Source organism: Nodularia sp. LEGE 04288 (genome assembly GCF_963896525.1).
Lineage (GTDB): Bacteria > Cyanobacteriota > Cyanobacteriia > Cyanobacteriales > Nostocaceae > Nodularia.
In genome coordinates, this window is the sequence record NZ_CAWQOY010000017.1 from 1 (window position 1) to 15,570 (window position 15,570).

At 41.0% G+C, this 15,570-nt stretch carries 13 protein-coding genes; 5 read left to right on the top strand and 8 right to left on the bottom strand.

Features of this window, described 5'->3' with window-relative positions; genetic code table 11:
• The first annotated feature begins 220 nt into the window (after positions 1–220).
• Positions 221–829 (top strand): VWA domain-containing protein, encoded by a 609-nt coding sequence (locus AACX33_RS01485; protein ID WP_193998923.1) that lies wholly within the window; start codon positions 221–223, stop codon positions 827–829.
• Between the two features lie 162 nt (positions 830–991).
• On the opposite strand, the gene AACX33_RS01490 is transcribed toward AACX33_RS01485, so the two are convergent.
• The 3 genes from AACX33_RS01490 to AACX33_RS01500 form a co-directional block, all read right to left on the bottom strand.
• Positions 992–1,240 (bottom strand): HNH endonuclease, encoded by a 249-nt coding sequence (locus AACX33_RS01490; RefSeq protein ID WP_193998925.1) that lies wholly within the window; start codon positions 1,238–1,240, stop codon positions 992–994.
• A gap of 86 nt (positions 1,241–1,326) precedes the next feature.
• Positions 1,327–3,798, bottom strand: a complete 2,472-nt coding sequence (locus AACX33_RS01495) for a dynamin-like GTPase family protein (protein ID WP_193998926.1) — start codon at positions 3,796–3,798, stop codon at positions 1,327–1,329.
• Positions 3,799–4,141: 343 nt separating this feature from the next.
• Positions 4,142–5,131: an RsmB/NOP family class I SAM-dependent RNA methyltransferase gene (locus AACX33_RS01500; protein ID WP_193998927.1), complete on the bottom strand. Its 990-nt coding sequence runs from the start codon at positions 5,129–5,131 to the stop codon at positions 4,142–4,144.
• A gap of 120 nt (positions 5,132–5,251) precedes the next feature.
• On the opposite strand from AACX33_RS01500, the gene AACX33_RS01505 reads away from it, so the two are divergent.
• Positions 5,252–6,673, top strand: coding sequence for a DUF2157 domain-containing protein (locus AACX33_RS01505; protein WP_193998928.1), 1,422 nt, complete (start codon positions 5,252–5,254; stop codon positions 6,671–6,673).
• Between the two features lie 185 nt (positions 6,674–6,858).
• A complete protein-coding gene (locus tag AACX33_RS01510; RefSeq protein WP_193998929.1) occupies positions 6,859–7,620 on the top strand; it encodes a GDYXXLXY domain-containing protein in 762 nt (253 codons plus the stop codon).
• A 108-nt stretch (positions 7,621–7,728) separates the two neighbouring features.
• On the opposite strand, the gene AACX33_RS01515 is transcribed toward AACX33_RS01510, so the two are convergent.
• The gene (locus AACX33_RS01515) at positions 7,729–7,968 is read right to left on the bottom strand and encodes a hypothetical protein (RefSeq protein WP_193999111.1); all 240 of its coding nucleotides are present in this window, start codon (positions 7,966–7,968) and stop codon (positions 7,729–7,731) included.
• 220 nt (positions 7,969–8,188) lie between these two features.
• On the opposite strand from AACX33_RS01515, the gene AACX33_RS01520 reads away from it, so the two are divergent.
• Positions 8,189–8,440 (top strand): UPF0175 family protein, encoded by a 252-nt coding sequence (locus AACX33_RS01520; RefSeq protein WP_193998930.1) that lies wholly within the window; start codon positions 8,189–8,191, stop codon positions 8,438–8,440.
• A 79-nt stretch (positions 8,441–8,519) separates the two neighbouring features.
• Here the strand turns inward: AACX33_RS01520 and AACX33_RS01525 are convergent, their stop codons facing one another.
• The 4 genes from AACX33_RS01525 to mfd form a co-directional block, all read right to left on the bottom strand.
• Entirely contained in the window at positions 8,520–9,692 is a 1,173-nt protein-coding gene (locus AACX33_RS01525; RefSeq protein ID WP_193998931.1) for a hypothetical protein, read from the bottom strand.
• A gap of 147 nt (positions 9,693–9,839) precedes the next feature.
• Positions 9,840–10,223: a type II toxin-antitoxin system death-on-curing family toxin gene (locus tag AACX33_RS01530; protein WP_193998933.1), complete on the bottom strand. Its 384-nt coding sequence runs from the start codon at positions 10,221–10,223 to the stop codon at positions 9,840–9,842.
• Positions 10,220–10,417 carry a DNA-binding protein gene (locus AACX33_RS01535; RefSeq protein ID WP_193998935.1) on the bottom strand — a complete coding sequence of 66 codons (198 nt, stop codon included), beginning with the start codon at positions 10,415–10,417 and terminating at the stop codon, positions 10,220–10,222. Before AACX33_RS01535 ends, AACX33_RS01530 begins: the two co-directional genes overlap by 4 nt.
• A 69-nt stretch (positions 10,418–10,486) precedes the next feature.
• Positions 10,487–13,981, bottom strand: a complete 3,495-nt coding sequence (mfd, locus tag AACX33_RS01540; protein ID WP_193998937.1) for a transcription-repair coupling factor — start codon at positions 13,979–13,981, stop codon at positions 10,487–10,489.
• Positions 13,982–14,200: 219 nt separating this feature from the next.
• Here mfd and AACX33_RS01545 point away from each other — a divergent pair, with 219 nt between their 5' ends.
• Positions 14,201–15,529 carry a hemolysin family protein gene (locus AACX33_RS01545; RefSeq protein WP_193998939.1) on the top strand — a complete coding sequence of 443 codons (1,329 nt, stop codon included), beginning with the start codon at positions 14,201–14,203 and terminating at the stop codon, positions 15,527–15,529.
• Positions 15,530–15,570: the final 41 nt, after the last annotated feature.

Genomic DNA, 15,570 nt, shown 5'->3' on the forward strand with positions numbered 1-15,570 from the left:
GTTTAAGGCTTCGCGATTTGGAGAGCGATCGCTCTCGCAAATGTTAAGAAAGATCCGGGTAATGCATAGTCGCTTGCGGGGAGGGGCTAGGGGTGGGGTGTTATGACACAAACGAGAATATACCGACTTGTGTGTACACCGTAGATGGCGGGGAGAGGTCAAATCCATTTTTATTGATGCAAGATGTGAGAAGAGAAAAATAACCATACAAAGGAAACAAATGACAGAAATTATGGGCAGACAATACACTCTAATCATAGACAAGTCCGGCAGCATGGAAAGCCCTAGCGAACTTCCAGGCAAAACAAGATGGGAAGTGATGCAAGAGAACACCTTAGCATTAGCTTGCAAGTGTGAGCAGCTAGACCCAGATGGTATCAACGTTTACGTATTCTCTGGCAGACACAAACTTTACTCCGGCGTGACTGCTAGTAAAGTTAAGCAGATATTCCAAGAAAACAACCCGGCTGGAAGCACCAACTTAGGAGGCGTACTTCAAGCCGCTTTTGATGACTTTTTCAACCGACGAGGACAAGGTTTAACGCCAAATGGTGAGACAATTATTGTTGTCACCGATGGTGAGCCAGATGATCGTAAGCCTGTGTACGAGCAGATTATCCTCGCCAGCCGCAAAATAGATCATGACGAAGAATTAGCGGTGCTATTCTTTCAAATTGGTGATGATGCAAGTGCAACGAAGTTTCTACGCACAATAGATGACGAGTTGACCAACGCCGGCGCAAAGTTCGATATTGCTGACGTTACAACTGCTGATGAAATAGAAGACATCGGATTTGCCGCAGCTTTAGAAAAAGCTATCACTGACTAAATCAAAGCTAAATTTTTGACACATTCCGTCCGGTGTTTGAGTTCATCGACCCAGAAGCATAAAATCGATGTTTCTCATTTATGGCATCGTGCGGAGGTGTCACCCTTGAAAAACTTTAATCTTATGTGGAGAAATCATTGAACCTCGCATGAATAGAAGTCATCAGAAATCCTGAAAATGTCGCCGGAATCGAGGGTCAAGTTTGTCTGTTTTTCGCTGATTGCAGGTCAAGCAGAGGGTGTGTAAATTACTCATATCATTTTGACCGCCACGGGCTAGGGGGATTATATGGTCAATGGTGAGATTAGTTTCTAACTGGGTTTTCCCGCAGCTTTGACATTGATATTTATCACGTTCAAATACATATTTTCTGACTGACGGTGGTATAGGAATACGGGGCGTTTTATTCATGAATTACTCTCGTTGATTATCTGGTGAATGTGAGAAAATGGAGAGGATTTAAGTCCTCTCTACAAAGTTTTAATTCTTGAGAATATTCAATTTATACCATCCATTAAATCGTCGGAATCCCAAATATTGTTATTATTTACATTGTCTTCCATAACTTCCGCATTAGTTTCTTGATCCTGCACAATTTGATTGCTAATTACAGGTAGTGAATAATGATCATATAAATGCATGGACTGTAAGCAATTATTGATCTGCGAAACTGCGGAATTATAATCAGCAATTTTTTGTTCAATCTTATTCAATAAGCTACGATTATTCAGAATTTTTTCTTCAGCTTCTTGTTGTAGACTTTGCTCTAAATAAGCAAGTGCTTGGGGGTACTGTTGCAAAATATCATCTGCTTGCTGTTCCGCCATTGCTAATAACCGAGTTTTGAGGGTTTGATTAATCTTTTGAGGGAAGGTTTGGCGAATTGTGTTCTTTACCTTCGGTTCAAATTCTAACTTTAAAAATTGTCTAATTGCTGGTTCTGCTTCTACCATGCTTTGCAAATCATAAGTTTGAGCAGTTTGCTGTAAAGTCTGGCGCAATTGATAGATGGAAAAATGACCTTCCTGATAAAATGTCGGACTTTCTCGGACGTAGCAATCGCACTCTCCACTAGCTGCTGTTATTAAAACTTCTGACACCATTTCTTGTATAGTTTTCATCTTTTGTTCAATGCCGCCATCATTACCTAAAAACCGATACAATTGACGATAGTATTCTGATTTGCGAACCTTCTCCATTAATTCCTTAAATAAATTAGTCACTAATTTTTGGGAAGAATCAATCAAAACATCTTCTAATTCATTCGCTAGATAATAAAACGCATCGACTAAAATAGCTAATAAAGGCGCAGTTGCATTTCTTTTTTGACTTTCAGTCGCACGTTTATGAGCATTAACTACAGAAAAAGTATTTATCAACTCATCTAAACGCCGAATCATACCTAATTTTAATTGTCTAAAATCTGACTCAAAAGAATCACAGGAATTATTAATTATTTGGTTGATTTCATATTCAATCTGCTTGTAAAAATCTTTTCCAATTTGTTGCAATTGTTGATTTAACCGATGTAATTCCTGGGCTTTCATCGCCTCAATTTCATTGGGCTGACTACCTAAATCTCGTTTTTGCTCTTGATAATGTTTCGTTAAGTTAATACAAATTTCATGCAAGTCCTCAGCCAAAGTTTTAAAAAGCTGTGGGCGTTTTTCCTCTGCTAAATATCTAGTAATTGCTGTGCGAAATTCTTCAATACCGCTATCTTTAATTAGCTGATAAATTAAAGGTGTCCCATGCTCAGATAAAATCCTCGCATAATTTTTATTGGGAGGTTCATTATTGACGGAAACATTAAACTGACTGCGTGGAAGCTTTCCAGAAATACAGTATTTGTTAAACTCATAAACAAATTGCGGGGTTTCTTCTGTACCGTTTAGATTTTTAACACTCTCCGCAAAAATCGAGTCTAAACCAAATCTATCCTCTATGCTTGTGTATTTGATTTTACTACCATAAAATCCTAGTAATCCACTAGTTTTATAAACTCTGGGAGCATCTTGAAACTGTTGACTAATTAAATCATCTAAACGCTGTCTTAAATCAGGATTATGCCAAGTTTCATCAATGCGGTTGAAAGTGTAGAAAATGCGATCGCGGATTCCCTGATTACCGCGCATTGTCTCCAACAGTTCCGTTTCTTCCTTAGTCATATCACCAGCAGAAGCAGATTTCAACACACACACTACCGCCGATGTATCGGGATCTTGAATCTTGGCGTAAGTTAACTGTGCATCCTTCTCCACAGGTGCATCAATTCCCGGCGTATCGATGATTACATTCCCGTCTTCTAACAGGGGATGGTTGCAGTAATATTCAATTCGTTTTAGCACAGCGCTATTGCTACCACGTCGTGCATATCCAGCAGCTTCTTTAAGATTCGAGAAATTAAATTTCTCCATTGAATATGTAGCATTATTCATGGTATTAATATGTTGGCGATTTTCCTCATAGCCATCAAGCAGCAATATTAAAGCATTCGCTTTTTTTGCACGTTCTGATCTACTTTCTCCGCCTTCCTTCTGAATAATAGCCTCACAACCTTGACGCAAGAGGTTAATGACTTCAGCCTGATTGATATTAACTGTTGTTGGCAATTTCAACTGTTCACATAAAAAACTGGCTTGTTCCCGAATTTCGACTTCACTTAAAAACGTTAAAACCACCCGTTCGTTATTGGGTTCTGCATATTCAATTTTGCATTCTGTACCTGTAGCGTGTCCTTCTGCACTATATAATAATTCCCGTTCTAGGAGTGCATTAATCAGCATCGACTTACCCGCACTAAATGCACCTGCAAACACAATCTCAAACTTCGGAGAAATCACTTTTCCTAGAGAAGTCCGCACAGGTATAACATCTTGAGAACGTAAAGATGGTTCTTGCTGTAAAAGTTGTAATATAGACTCAACTTGCTCTGCTAAATTTTGACACTGAGTAGGCACATCTGACATGATTCATCATCTATAAATATCTAAGTATATTTTAAGATTAAATTTTAGAAGCTTACTTCAGTATTATTACTATACATATCTGCCTTTCTGAAATGTGGCTAGCCATAAATTTACCCAGAAGAATTGTGTATTAATACTTGGATGCGATCGCTCAAGTCGAACCATAGTAAAATTATCTGTGTACCTTGCGCTCAGTAGGGGCAGGTAAGACTAATCCACGCCAGCTATGTGAAGAAATTTCAATGTAGGGTGTGTTGTCGCGCAACGCACCGTTAACAATTCCAGCCTTAGCCCACGCTTTGGCGTTCTGCTAGAGTAGCCACTAAAGCCTCTACATCTGTAGTTAATTCAGGGAAAAATTCTCTGTGTTCTCAGCGTCTGTGTGGTTCTTATTCATCCAAACCCCAGACAAAGCATCTAAATCTACCTCCTGCGCCTTACCCATTTCAGTATTTTGAAAAAGCACCGTAAATGCACCCGCACCCAGCCTATCTTGGGGAAAAATCCGATAACAAGGAATATTACTTAAATGAGACTGATACTCATCTAAATAACTCACCTTTACTGCTTGAAACTGAGGAAATTTTCCCAAAAACCATTCACAAACCTGCTCATTTTCCTCGGAAGAGTAAGTACAAGTCATATAAGCCAGATAACCTTGTGGTGCGACTAATTGAGCCGAATTAGCGATAATTCTTTTTTGCCGATTGGCACTTCTATTAATAGCCGTGGGATGAAAACATCCAGGGGCTTTTTCACCTTTAGCGAGTAAAGATTGCCCAGTACAAGGTGCATCTACTAGGACTAAATCGCTAGATAATGGCATCTTTTCCGCAAAAATACTAGAATCTCGATTCACCACCGTACAAGGGCTAATTTGACAGCGCTTTAAGTTAGAAATCAGCATCCCCAAACGTTTACCAATCACTTCATTACTAATCAGTAACTCAGGCTGCAAAGCTTTCCAGGCAAAAACACTCTTCCCGCCTGGGGAAGCACACATATCAAAAACCAAACGCAGCGGCTGAGGAATTGTTAATAGAACTGAAGCCGCAAACACCGAAGAAAAATCCAAACAATAAAAATAACCTTGTTGATGTAGAGGATGTTTACCGGGCTTTTCTCCTAATAATAAAATATCGACAAAATCCGGTTGCCAACTTCTTGGTAATTCCACGGAAAAGGGCAGTACATCTGGCTTATTTTGACACCAAACAATAGCAGGATTAAAAGGCTGAGGGTTAATTAACGCATCAATAAATTGTTCTTGTTTATCAGGGTTTTCAAACAAACGTCGTGAAAGTTTAAGTAATAAATTTGATGGTTTTTCCATTAGTAAAACTGTTACAGAAGAACAATGCTATCAAGGGTTTTGGCTGCATACTGAAAGTCTAATGACCGCCATTCTAATCATGCTTGCTAAGTTAACCCACTGCACCGGAGATGGTCATAAATGTTAGATGATTTTCAGCAAAAATTACGCCGAGAAGCAAAAATATGGCGAGATGAAGGACTGATTAGCGCTTCGCAGTACGAAGACCTAGCACAACGTTATCGATTTAATAACCTCGAAGCAGCTACACGCGATCGCTTTGTGATGATTGTGGTTTCTATAGGTAGTATCCTTTTGTGTTTAGGTATAATTACCTTTGTAGCAGCAAACTGGCAATTATGGTCACGAGAAGTCAAATTCACCCTCATGATGAGTTTGTTTATATCAACGAGTATCACGGGTTTTTATACATGGAAACAAGCTAAATCAGGCAACAATGAAAAGAATAAACAGCAGAAAAGCCAACGTATATTGGGAGAAGGGTTATTAATTTTAAGCGCTTTCATTTTAGGCGCAAACATACTCCTGATGGCACAGATGTTCAATATTAACGGTTCCATTGCCGAACTGTTTTTTGCCTGGGGATTTGGTGTTTTGGTCATGGCTTACAGTCTGTCCTTAAGTTCCCTGGGAATTATGGCAATTATCCTCATTCAAATCGGGTATTGGATGGGACGAGGAGACTTGCCGTTTTCTGTGGGTGACTTGAATTGGGTACGTTTGGCAGTTCGACATATGCCTTTGTTGTCATGGTTACTATTTGTACCCTTAGCATACTTTTGTCGATCGCGCTGGATTTTTGTCTTAGCAGCCTTAGTCTTTGCTGGTACTTTGCAGTTAAATCTCAATCCTCTACCATTGCAGAATTTTGCTAATATGGCTCCTTGGCTGGCATCCTTTGCTTTTGCACTGCCACCTGCATTATTCTGGAGTTATGACGATTTGCTTTTCCCGACAGTTAATTACAGGCTATTTCAACCTCTCGCCCGTAATCTCTCGTTGATATTTTTTGGACTGGTGTTTTATGCCTTGTCTTTTCGTTGGCAATGGGTAGCACCAAGCTTGAATTCTTTTGTGCCAAATAACACAAATAACCTGTTCATGTCTCTTCCTATAATCGATTTAGGAATTCTCAGTGGTTTAGCAGTATTACAATGGTTATCGCTGCTGCGTCTGAGAAATAACCCTCCTCGGAGGGAAGTAATCTTCACTATTGCTGTTGTTACTACCTTTTTGGCCTTCATCATTATTACACCTTTCTGGCATTTAGCTATTACCCGTGTTGATGAATTAGGTAGTTTCATCTTTAATGTACTTTTGGCATTTTTAGCATCAGGGCTAATGCGAGAAGGGTTAAAGTTAAAGGACAGAAGTATCTTTTGGGGAGGTATGCTATTGTTAACACTGCAAATTATTAGTCGGGCCATAGAATACGACACTGACCGACTTTTTCAGTCTCTTGTGTTTGTTCTATGCGGTTCGGCATTAATTAGCGCTGGACTTTGGTTTGAACGTCGTCTACCTGCTGGATCTAATTCATAATTCGTAATTACTGTTTTGTAAGGGTTTGAGACATTTCATCAAGGTGGGTTCTTTACGCTGAACTATCTTAGCTGGTAAAATCTCTGTGTTTCACCCTTTTTAGAGGATCTCTGCGTCAGTCCTAATTCTGGTAATTGAACCAGACACATTTGTCACAAATAACCCTTCATTTTAGGACTACGCTCATGAGCAGTGATTCCTCTGAATCGAGTGGAAATAAATCATCTAAAACATTATCACCTGAAGCTGAATTCTCTGAGAAGCTGACTTTTCGAGATTACTTAATTGCGACTGAACAAAAAGCGAACCAGCCTTTACCTTTTTGGCGGCTATTAGTTCCCCTGTTAATTCAAACAGGAATAATTTTAGCGGTTCCCACCCAAGCAATGTATACTAACATCGCGGGTAGGGATGTGATTCTGCAAACAGTGGCTCAAGACCCGAATAATGTTGTTCAGGATTTTGCCCTGTCACTGGAATACAATATATCCCGTGTGGAAAATTTGAGAAGACTTTCCGGCTGGGATAATTTACTCAGATCAAATCAGGGGCGAAACAGACAACTGCAATCAGGAACCAACTTGTACGTGATATTGCAAGAGCAACAAATTGCTTCTGGTCGTGGTGTTCCCATTGCTTGGCGACCAATACGAGTGAGTAACAATCTGCCCGAATCTCTCCCCAGCAATCAAGTAGCCTTAAGAGGCGTGTATCAAGATAATGCTATTACCTATGGCATAGAAACATACTACCTTCCAGAACAACAACGGCAGCAAATTAGTAGCGACATCTTCCAAACTGTCCAGCAAACGAGAGGAAATAGAGGTAGACAAATTCGACCTATTACAGTGAGAGTCAAAGTAGATCCTCAAGGTAATGCTGTACCTGTTAGTTTGTGGGTGCGCGATGCTTCCAACGGGCGTAGCTATCGCAATTATAGTTTTTAAGCATAATTCGCAAAAATACCCCCAGGTTAGAAGCCATTGGCTCGAAGAACGGAGCAACGCCCAGGCGTTGCTCAAATTCTTTATTTAAAATATGGATGCTGTGACAAATTAATCTTCATGACGGGCATTCCATGCTGCACCGCCAGCCGCGCCTGCTCCTGCTACCAACCCGGTACTCATTCCTTGTATAGTCTTTTGCATGGGATTTTGTTTGAGGCAATCGCTTGTGACTGTTTCTGATTGCAAGCAAAGATTACTTTCTGCCCAACTGGATGTACCGCCTAGAATTACACCAGTTAGACTACAGGAAAAAACGAGCAATAACAGGCGCTTGGTTTTTCTATCCATAGATGGATGCTTTAAAGGTGAGGATGAGATTAATGACCTCATCTACTCTACACCCGTTTCCATAAATTGGCTAGAAATTATCAGTATTTAACAAATCACCTGTGGCGAAAAAATATTGGTGTTTAGGGGCGGCTAGTAACCTTTGCTACAAAACCAGAATTTTGATATTACCTGGTATAGCATGAGAGTAATAAATCAACCGTGAACCAACCTAAAGAAGATGGGACTACAGATTTCAATTTCTGATTCCATTGTGCAAGCCATTCGTTTACCTGAACAGCGTATTGAGCAGGAGTTGCTGCAAGAATTAGCGATCGCTCTTTATGCACAAGATATCCTATCATTTGGCAAAGCACGAGAACTGGCGCAAATGGATAAATATGAATTTGGGCAATTACTCGGTCGCCGTGGAGTTTTACGACACTACGGTGATGAAGAATTAGACGATGATTTAAATTATGCCCGTAGTTAGTAACACGTCACCGATTTTGAATTTAGCTATTGTTAATCAGCTTGACCGGATTGTTAGTTGGTGTTGTTGGGTTTTACAATCAGAGAATTTCCCCAAGGAAATCATCTAAATTCAACTTAGTTTTTATCTCAAATGACCCAGTTTTTAGGGAAATAATATCATCTAATAGCATGATTGTTCGCAATAGACACCTGCGTGTTTCTCCTCTGTAAACATCTGCATGAACTCCTTTATTAGCCAGCTTAGACAACTTCTCCATCTGCTCGCTAAGAGTTTTTGCACTGACCCAAATAAGATCAATATTAGTGTCACTTTTTCTTGTGTCACCAACGAATGCTAAAAGACGATTTCGATAATCCTTTGATCCAAGCTTATGTCCTTCAACTTCTCCTTCTATAGGAGGAAATAATTCATCTGAAATATATTCTACTATTCGCCTACAAGAGGCTGTAACTTGAGCAAATTCTTCATTTGTTTCTGCTTCATTAAAAGTTTTTAAAGCTGCCCATAATTTATCACCTAAATCAGGGGTAGCATCACCTAATCTATGCGCTATACCATCAGCAATAAAAGCAAGTAAATGGCTGCAATGTTTCTTCCATTCTGCAACTCTTCTTGCATGATCAAAATCATGATATTCGTCAAAAATTGTATACCTACCATTCAAGCTTTCAAAGCTAACACACTTAAAACCAAATTGTGTGAGTCGTTCAATTATAGACTCATCTTTCGAGTCTTCAGAAATACCATCCCAAAAAACTGAAGCCGTTTTGTTATTAATTCTGTATCTCAGTCCTATTGAATTTGAATACACCCACCAATGTAAATAAGATGCATCATCTACCTCCATTGCACCGATATATGCTTCAGATATTTCTCGAAGTTGATCATCTAAATAATCTGCAAGACACATTTCGATTGTCTCAAAGCAAATTGTAAAAATTTCACCATTCAGGGCTTGCATCAACTTGTTTATACTCATGCTTGACCATATTGTATTTTCAGGTTGAAGCCACAGTTTTACAATTTCAGAGTATTTTTTTTGGCTAAATTTGCGTGTTTCTTTCCTTTCACTGATTTTTTCAACCTCATAAGCCAAGTTAGATAATAATAAATCACCCGTTAGTACTTTTGATGACAAATTTAAGCTTCGATAACTTAGAATAATTCTGAATAGAAGCTTTTCCACATTGTTTCCATAATTTGAACCCAAGCTTGGATGAAAAGCATTAAAGTGAAAAGCAACTTTCATAGATGAAAAAGAAAATAAATACAGGTCTAATTTTATTGTACAATTCTAAGGTTTTAGATTGATAATAACTTGGATAATATAAAGAGAATTATTCTGTTAACTAACCAAGGAACGCATAAATTTTCGATACCATCTTTATCTACAATTTTAGCTTGTAGTATGCTGCCGTAACCATTCACCAAAAGCCTTGCGCCTTAAATCACCTGATGCTACTGCCAAAATAACTTGCTCTTGTTCATCTACAGAAGCACTAATTTCCATACCATTCAGTATCAGAAAAATTTCCATTGCAGCGTGACCTGTGCGCTTATTGCCATCAATAAATGGATGATTCATGATAATTGAAAAGCCTAAAGCAATAGCTTTATCAATGACAGTTGGATACAAATCTTCACCGCCAAATGTCATGCCGGGTTGAGCAAGTGCAGATTCCAAATTACCTAAATCACGGATACCTATTGACCCTCCTGACTGCTCAATAAGTTGACGATGTAGTTCTAAAACCTCGGTTAATGACAAATAACGCATCATGCCAAACGTCGGTAAAGTTCAGCATTTTTTTTCAGCACATAATTGGCTGCATCGGTGAAGTCGCTTTTTTGATCACTTAACCATTCTTCGATTCTGGCACTTAGTAACTCTTCAAGAGAAATGCCATGTAATCTCGCTAGTTCTTCTAGCTTTTCTAATTGGCTATCTGGAATATCGATAGTAATTGCAGCCATAACTATTCATCCTCCGAATTTGTGAGTAGAGTGTAAAATTTATTTAGTTATTCCTAAATTATGGACAATTCACACAACAACCGCCTCTGCAACAGCACCTTGCATTTTATTCATCGCATCCAGCAAACTTTGCAATTGTTGGTCAGCTTTTAGAACTGCTAAACCGCGTACTGTCACTTTACCAGGAGAGTAAACAAAACGCGTCTTCAAATGTTCGGGTAAATTCGCCGCTAGTAAATTCCAAGCGGGTTCTTCCATCGGCGTTTCTAAAACAATGTGCTGCTTATTCTCTGGTTTAATGCGGCTAAATCCTAACTTTTTCGCTAGCTGTTTGAGTTGCATAACTCGTAAAAGTTGATTCGCTGGAACTGGTAACGCCCCATAGCGATCGCTCCACTCAGCTGTGATATATTTTAATTCGTCTGGAGACTTCGCCGCCGCCACTGCACGGTATGCACTCATCTTTTGATCCACGTCGGGAATATAATCGGAAGGAATAAATGCTGTGAGGTTGAGGTCAATTTGTGTATCATCAACTTTGGGTATTTCTTGTCCTCTAATTTCTCGAATCGCCTCTTCCAACATTTCCATATACAAATCAAAGCCGATCGCTTCCATTTGACCAGATTGTTCTGCACCTAGCAAGTTACCCACACCCCGAATTTCCATGTCGCGCATCGCTAGCTGATAGCCAGAACCGAGTTGGGTAAATTCCTGAATCGCCCGCAACCTTTGCCGTGCTGCATCTGATAACGCCCGTTGCTGGGGATAAAATAACCAAGCGTGGGCTTGGATTCCGGCACGTCCTACACGACCACGTAATTGGTATAATTGCGATAAACCGAAGCGGTGAGCATCTTCAATTAAAATGGTGTTGACTCGCGGAATATCTAAACCAGATTCAATGATTGTTGTACAAACCAGAATATCCGCATCACCATTACTGAAAGTCAGCATGGTGGATTCTAACTCGCTTTCATCCATTTGACCATGAGCGATCGCAAATCTACCCCCCGGTATCATTTCTCGTAAATTAGCTGTGAGTTCTTCAATGCCTTCCACTCGTGGAACTACATAAAATATTTGTCCCCCTCTGTCTAATTCTTGACGAATAGCACTGCGGACAATTTCCGGGGTTAATGGCGAAAGGTGAGTTTTAATTGGTCTTCTGCTGGGGGGTGGTGTGGTAATTAAACTCATTTCCCGAATCCCCGACAAAGACATATATAAGGTACGAGGAATGGGAGTCGCGGAAAGTGTCAGCACATCAACTTGAGTTTTCAAGCTTTTAATTTTTTCCTTTTGGTTTACTCCAAATCGTTGTTCTTCATCCACCACCAAAAGTCCTAAATCCCGAAAGCTGACATTTTTCCCTAAAAGTTGATGTGTCCCGACGACTATATCTAACTCCCCCGTAGCTAATCGCTTTTGAATTGTGCGGCGTTCTTCAGCACTGCGGAAACGATTCAGTAAGCCGATATTTACCGGGTAAGGTGCAAAGCGTTCTTTGAGGGTGTGGTAATGTTGCTGAGTCAGAATAGTCGTGGGTGCTAACAGGGCGACTTGTTTACCTGATGTCACAGCTTTGAAAATCGCCCGAATTGCTACTTCGGTTTTACCAAATCCTACATCGCCACAGACTAAACGATCCATTGGGCGATCGCTTTCCATATCTCGCTTGACATCTTGCACAGCTTTTAGCTGATCGGTGGTGGCTTGGTAGGGAAAAGAATCTTCCATTTCTTCTTGCCAAGGCATATCTTGAGGATAGGTATAGCCTTCCTGCTTGGATCTGGCTGCATAAAGTTTCAGTAAATCCACTGCTAACTTTTTGATGGCTTTACGAACTCGGTTCTTCGTATTCTCCCAAGCCTTACCAGTCATTTTGTGCAGTTCTGGGGCTTTATCCCCTGTGCGGCGAAATCGGGATAAAGAACCAACTTGATCGGCTGCAACTCTCAGAATCCCGTCAGCATACTGTACTACCAAATAATCGCGGGTTTCGTGGTTAATCGTTAAACTTTCCAATTTGACAAATTTACCAACTCCGTGGCTGCGGTGAACCACATAATCACCTTCACGTAGCTTGTTTGGGTCTACTTGCTTAGAACTCGCCTGGCGACGCTTGCGGATATATCCCGGTGTGGCGAGGGAATGCTGTCCGTAAAATTCGCGGTCTGTAACAACTACCAGCCGATATGTCGGCAAAATAAAGCCTTCGAGTTCCGCCAAACCGGAATATTTCAGGGCTACAGGTGTATGGTTAATTTGTAATTTGTCAATTGCTTGGTAGTCGCGAGGATTGGGGATAAATTGCGCCGGACAATCGTGTTCTTGGAGTAGGGATACAGAACGGGAAGGTTGGGCAGAAATTAGCCAAATTGAGAAATTGCGATCGCGCTCTTGTCTCACTGTTTGCGCTAGTTTATTAAATTGGTGCGGTGTCACAGGTAACGACCGACTCGCCAAATTTATCCCACTGTTTTCCTCTGATAGTTCTGATAAATATATAGTGGGAAATTTAGTTACATCAGTCAGACACTCATCAAAACTTCGGTGAATTTTCGGTAATTCTGAGGTAATTGGGCTAGATTCTTCCCCACGCCCTACTCCCCACTCCCTACTCCCCACTCCCCATTGTTCCTCTGCATTTTCCACCCAGCGATCGCTATGTGCATGACACTGTTCTGGTTCATCCACAGCAACCAGAGTATTTTCACCTAAGTAGTCTAAAAGCGAAGCCGGTTGTGCAAAAGCCAAACCCAAAAAACGCCGACTACCTTCTGAAAGTTCTGAATCTGTAAAATCAGCGTTATCTTTCAGCGCTTCCGAGACAATGGGAGCAAAGCTAGTGGGGGTAAGGGTAAGTTGGTCAACTTTGTCAAGGGCAGAACGTTGAGTTGCGGCATCAAATTCGCGGATTTTTTCGATTTCATCCCCAAACCACTCTAATCTGACTGGCATTTCCGACGAAACAGGATAAACATCGACAATATCACCGCGCCGACTCCATTGACCTTCTGTTTCCACCAGTGGGACTCGTTCATAGCCCAAAGTCGTGATTTTTTCGCCAAAGGTATCGAGGTCAAATTCCATCCCCCGCTTCACAGTCAGACAGAAAGGTATAAAAGCGGCTCGCGGTGGTAAATGGGGTTGTAACGCCCCAGCCGTGGCGACAATTGCCAAGGAAGGCTTGACTGTGGGATTTTGGCTTGATTCCCAGTTCCCATTGATCACATCAGCGAGAACCTGCATCTGTCCCCAAGTCATTTCCGTTTCCGGATCAAAGGGTTCGTAAGGAGAGGCTTCAGAAGTCGGGTAAAAATGCACTGTTTGCCATCCCATCGCCTCCAACTGAGCAAAAGCGCGTCCAGCTTCCTCCAGGGTTGGCACTATTACCAATAAATTCCTGCCTGAATTTTGCGCTAACGCCGAAGCTACAAGACCTTTAGGGAGGCGAGAGATGCCATTTAACCGCAATTCTTGTTGGCGATTTAATTTAGAAAGTAATTCAGTAGTCAGAGGCGATCGCGCCAAGGCACGCACAATAGAAGAAAATGCCATAAGTTTTACTACAGGAGGAAGTCGTTAAAAATAAGAAAAATTAGAGTTAGTTTATATTCACCATTTTAAAAGTGTTGTAGCGTTTCCTCATCTTCTCGATCCGGAATTATCTGTGTACCTTGCAGTTAGGAGGGTGAGTTTACAGATATTATCAACCATTAACAATGATCTCAATTAACCCTCCCCTGCATTCGCTTTCATCAGCGACGATTCTAATATATGTCCTCCATCAGTTTTGAAATTTTTATCATTTTGGTGCTAATTATTGCCAACGGTGTATTTTCTATGTCTGAGATGGCAGTTGTCTCGGCACGTAAAGTCAGGTTACAACAGCTTGCCAATCAAGGGAATGTCAAGGCACTGGCAGCATTGAACCTGGCTGAGTCGCCAAATCATTTCTTATCCACCATTCAAATCGGAATTACCCTCATCGGTATCCTCACAGGTGCTTTTGGAGGAGCAACAATTGCCACTAGACTAGCGGGATATATCCGGTTAATTCCCTTTTTGGTACCTTATAGTCAACCAATTGCTTTCGGGGTAGTAGTTCTGATCATCACCTATTTGTCGCTGATTATTGGTGAACTAGTACCAAAACGTCTGGCATTAAATAACCCAGAAAGTATTGCGGCTTTTGTGGCTATTCCCATGCAGGCCGTAGCAGCACTGCTTTCCCCCGCAGTGTATCTTCTGAGTGCTTCCACAGATATGATACTGCGAGTATTGGGCATTACACCCTCCACTGAACCGCTAGTCACCGAAGAGGAAATTAAAATTTTAATCGCCCAAGGTACAGAAGCCGGAACCTTTGATGAGGCTGAACAAGATATGGTGGAGCGCGTTTTTCGTTTAGGCGATCGCCCTGTCAATTCCTTTATGACACCTCGTCCTGATATTGTCTGGTTAGACCTAGAAGACTCTCCTGTAGAAAACCGCCAAAAGATGGTGGAAAATGCCTATTCCCGCTATCCCATTTGTCAGGAAGGACTAGACAATGTACTGGGCGTAATTTCAGTTACCGACTTATTAGCCCGGAGTTTCAGCAATGAACCCCTGGACTTAACAGTAGGATTGAGGCAACCTGTATTTGTGCCAGAAAGTACTCATGGGTTGAAAGTGTTGGAGTTGTTCAAACAAAATGTTACCCACATGGCGTTGGTAGTAGATGAATATGGCGTAATTCAAGGATTGGTAACTCTTAACGACATCATGAGCGAAATTGTCGGTGATGTTCCGGAAGGAGTAGAACAAGAAGAACCACAAATAGTGCAACGGGAAGATGGTTCCTGGCTCTTGGATGGAATGTTATCTGTAGATGAATTTTATAAATTTTTCCATCTCGAACAGTGGGAAATCGAAGAGCCAAGTAGTTACCAAACATTGGGTGGGTTTGTGATCAATAATCTTGGTCGCATCCCTATATCCGCCGATTATTTTGAATGGCGTGGGATGCGGATTGAAGTCATGGATATGGACGGTAACCGTGTTGATAAAGTGCTAGTAATACCAAGGATCAATGAGGAAGTAGAAACTACGGGTTTAACTTAAAGTAGGGAAGAAAAAACTCCCCACTCCCCACTCCCCACTCC

Excerpts from the sequence above, each read along its gene's own strand:
- AACX33_RS01490 (WP_193998925.1), bottom strand. The coding sequence starts at position 1,240 with ATGAATAAAACGCCCCGTATTCCTATACCACCGTCAGTCAGAAAATAT.
- AACX33_RS01515 (WP_193999111.1), bottom strand. The coding sequence starts at position 7,968 with ATGGATAGAAAAACCAAGCGCCTGTTATTGCTCGTTTTTTCCTGTAGT.
- AACX33_RS01545 (WP_193998939.1), top strand. The coding sequence starts at position 14,201 with ATGTCCTCCATCAGTTTTGAAATTTTTATCATTTTGGTGCTAATTATT.
- AACX33_RS01500 (WP_193998927.1), bottom strand. The coding sequence starts at position 5,131 with ATGGAAAAACCATCAAATTTATTACTTAAACTTTCACGACGTTTGTTT.
- AACX33_RS01525 (WP_193998931.1), bottom strand. The coding sequence starts at position 9,692 with ATGAAAGTTGCTTTTCACTTTAATGCTTTTCATCCAAGCTTGGGTTCA.
- AACX33_RS01505 (WP_193998928.1), top strand. The coding sequence starts at position 5,252 with ATGTTAGATGATTTTCAGCAAAAATTACGCCGAGAAGCAAAAATATGG.
- AACX33_RS01510 (WP_193998929.1), top strand. The coding sequence starts at position 6,859 with ATGAGCAGTGATTCCTCTGAATCGAGTGGAAATAAATCATCTAAAACA.
- AACX33_RS01530 (WP_193998933.1), bottom strand. The coding sequence starts at position 10,223 with ATGATGCGTTATTTGTCATTAACCGAGGTTTTAGAACTACATCGTCAA.
- mfd (WP_193998937.1), bottom strand. The coding sequence starts at position 13,981 with ATGGCATTTTCTTCTATTGTGCGTGCCTTGGCGCGATCGCCTCTGACT.
- AACX33_RS01495 (WP_193998926.1), bottom strand. The coding sequence starts at position 3,798 with ATGTCAGATGTGCCTACTCAGTGTCAAAATTTAGCAGAGCAAGTTGAG.
- AACX33_RS01535 (WP_193998935.1), bottom strand. The coding sequence starts at position 10,417 with ATGGCTGCAATTACTATCGATATTCCAGATAGCCAATTAGAAAAGCTA.
- AACX33_RS01485 (WP_193998923.1), top strand. The coding sequence starts at position 221 with ATGACAGAAATTATGGGCAGACAATACACTCTAATCATAGACAAGTCC.
- AACX33_RS01520 (WP_193998930.1), top strand. The coding sequence starts at position 8,189 with ATGGGACTACAGATTTCAATTTCTGATTCCATTGTGCAAGCCATTCGT.